Here is a 2620-nt window from a genome sequence, read left to right on the forward strand (position 1 = left end):
ATCAGGGGCGAGGTGCACCGAAAGGCTGTCGCCCTCGCGCCAATAGGACGAGACCTGCAGGATCGCGGGGCCGGAAAGGCCGCGATGGGTGAACAGCATCGCCTCGTCGAAGCTGCCCCCGTTGCAGGTGATGCGCGTGGGCACGGAAGTGCCCGCAAGTGCGGCGAAGGCGGCCTTGCGGGCCTCGTCGAAGGTCAGCGGCACGAGGCCGGGGCGGGTATCGGTCAGGGCGTGACCGAATTGCTCGGCGATGCGGTAGCCGATGCCTGTCGCCCCCATCTTGGGGATCGACTTGCCCCCCGTTGCCACCACGAGGTTGCGGGCGGTGACGGTGAGCGGGGCGCCCTCACGCGTGAGGGCGACGCGAAAGCGGCTGCCGTCGTGGCCGATCTCTCCGATCTCGGTGCGCAGCCAGAGCTCGGCGGGCCGCATCTCGGCCAGCAGCATCCCGATGATGTCCCTGGCGGAGCGGTCGCAGAAGAGCTGGCCCAGGGTCTTTTCGTGCCAGGGGATGTCATGGCGCGCCACGAGGTCGAGGAAATCCCACTGGGTGTAGCGGCTGAGCGCGGATTTGGCGAAATGGGGGTTTTGCGACAGGAAGTTGTCCGGTCCTGCGTGCAGGTTGGTGAAGTTGCAGCGCCCGCCGCCCGAAATGCGGATCTTTTCGCCCGGCGCCTTCGCGTGGTCGATCACCAGCGTGCCGGACCCGGCATGGGCCGCACACATGAGCCCGGCGGCACCGGCGCCGAGGATGAGAGTGGTCACGTCGTGGCTGCGCATGAGCTCTGTCTGACGGGGCGGCGGGGCGGTGGCAAGGGCGGGATGCCTCCGGCGGGAGTATTTGGACCAAGAAGAAGGGGGGCCCGCGTTAAGGTTAACGGGATTTCGGTAAGAAAACGTTTACCACGTCACTTGAAATTGCGGCTGTCCTTGATCTGGTCCCAGGCCCAGACGACTTCCTGCAGCTGCTCTTCCTGGCTGCGGTCGCCGCCGTTCATGTCGGGGTGCAGCACCTTGATCAGTGCCTTGTAGGCCTTGCGCACCTCGGCCTTGGTCCAGTGATCCTTGGCCTCGAGAATCTCGATGGCGCGCCGCTCGGTAGGTGGCAGGCGGCGGCCAGAGCTGACGCCCTTGCCGGGGTTGCGGGTGGCGTTGGCCCCCAGAACCTGATGCGCGTCGTCGATGCCGAGCCGCGACCAGGCGCGTTCCTCGACCGATTTCTTGAAGGATTTCGTGGGGCGGTCCCAGACGCGGTCTCGTTCCATCTGGGCTTCCATCTCGGCTTCGGTGGTGCCTTCGAAGAAATTCCATTTCAGATTGTATTCGCGCACGTGGTCCTTGCAGAACCACAGGTAGTCGTCGAGCACGTCGGGCGCCTTGGGCGCGCGATACTGGCCGGCCTCCTCGCAGCCGGGATGTTCGCAGACCCTTTGCGAGGTCTCGAATGCGCCGGACATGCCACGCCGGCCGCCGCGGCGCTTCTTCTTGTCCGTCGACACGCGCAGATCGAAATTGAACGGATCTTTGTCGGCCATGGGGCATCCCTTCTCGACTCGGAACAGGCAGTCTAAGGTTTTTCGCGGGGGATTGAAGAGGCGAGAGGGCAGAATTTTGACCCGAGGCGAGAAAATCCGCGGGAGGCTGGAGGACGCTTTCGCGCCGCGCCGCCTGGAGGTGATCGACGAGAGCGAGGCGCATCGCGGCCACGCGGGATACCGCGACGGGGGCGAGAGCCATTTTCGCGTGAAGATCGCCGCGCAGGCGCTGGACCCGCTGGGCCGGATCGCCCGGCACCGCGCGGTTCATGCCGCGATCGGCGCGGAATTGTTAAGCGAAATCCATGCCTTGTCGATCGAGGTTGACAGCTGACTACTGCGCGGCCAGGGGCGGGCTGTCCTCGGCTTCTGGCTCGGGCTCGGGGGCGGTGTCGGGCTCTTCCGCCGCGTCGTCCATCGCCTGATCGCCGGTCTCTTCGGCCATGTCGGCAGGCGGCGCGAGGGCCAGCCGGTCCTCTGCCTCGACCTGGTCTTCGGTCCCGTCCTCGATGGGCTCGGCCAGTTCGCGACGGAAGATCAGCATGTTGTGATAGACCGTCTGTTTCGAGGTGAGGCCTGAGCGTTCCTCGGCGGGCAGGATGTCGGCGCGGATATAGTCCCAGCCCTCGGCACCGTGTTCGTTCATCACCGTGGCGAGCGCCAGGGCGAAGCGGTCTTCGGCGCGCTTCACGCCCTTGGCCTTGATGCCCCTGGAGGGGGCGGGAACAACCTTGTATTCGAATCTGGGCATGATCGGCCTGCCGTCTGAAATCACAATGGGCGCGACATTAACTTGTTCCCGGGCGGCTGGCAAAGCTCTGCCTGAGGTGGAAAATCGAGTGTGTCGCCCCCGGTACACCCCCCGTACACCCCCTGTACACCCCCCGTACATACGCAACGGGTGCACGACGCCCCCCGGACCCCTTGGTTAACGTGCCGAGACGCAGGTTAACGCCCCCCCCAGGCTGGCCGGGCGGGCGCGCGCGGGGTGCTTGAATGGTGCGGGCGCGCGCGGCAAGATCGCGCCATGACACGGATCATGCTGATCGCGCTGGTTGCAGCGCTTCCCGGGGCGGCGATGGCGG

4 protein-coding genes are annotated in these 2620 nt (G+C 66.1%); 1 reads left to right on the forward strand and 3 read right to left on the reverse strand.

Going from position 1 to position 2620, the window contains the following annotated elements:
- Both ACEQXV_RS18990 and ACEQXV_RS18995 read right to left on the reverse strand, forming a co-directional pair.
- Nucleotides 1-780: NAD(P)/FAD-dependent oxidoreductase (locus tag ACEQXV_RS18990; protein WP_370270477.1), on the reverse strand; the 780-nt coding region annotated here is incomplete at its 3' end.
- 128 nt (nucleotides 781-908) lie between these two features.
- Entirely contained in the window at nucleotides 909-1535 is a 627-nt protein-coding gene (locus ACEQXV_RS18995) for a J domain-containing protein (RefSeq protein ID WP_370270478.1), read from the reverse strand.
- Between the two features lie 76 nt (nucleotides 1536-1611).
- On the opposite strand from ACEQXV_RS18995, the gene ACEQXV_RS19000 reads away from it, so the two are divergent.
- Complete coding sequence (locus tag ACEQXV_RS19000) at nucleotides 1612-1869, forward strand: BolA family protein (protein ID WP_370270480.1); 258 nt, start codon at nucleotides 1612-1614, stop codon at nucleotides 1867-1869.
- On the opposite strand, the gene ACEQXV_RS19005 is transcribed toward ACEQXV_RS19000, so the two are convergent.
- Nucleotides 1870-2286: a DUF4177 domain-containing protein gene (locus ACEQXV_RS19005; RefSeq protein WP_370270481.1), complete on the reverse strand. Its 417-nt coding sequence runs from the start codon at nucleotides 2284-2286 to the stop codon at nucleotides 1870-1872. It lies immediately after the preceding gene.
- Nucleotides 2287-2620 lie beyond the last annotated feature (334 nt).

This window comes from Nioella sp., assembly GCF_964229645.1.
Classification (GTDB): domain Bacteria; phylum Pseudomonadota; class Alphaproteobacteria; order Rhodobacterales; family Rhodobacteraceae; genus Nioella.

Bases quoted from the DNA above. Each gene is read 5' to 3' on its own strand.
- ACEQXV_RS18995 (WP_370270478.1), bottom strand. From the start codon at position 1,535: ATGGCCGACAAAGATCCGTTCAATTTCGATCTGCGCGTGTCGACGGAC.
- ACEQXV_RS19005 (WP_370270481.1), bottom strand. From the start codon at position 2,286: ATGCCCAGATTCGAATACAAGGTTGTTCCCGCCCCCTCCAGGGGCATC.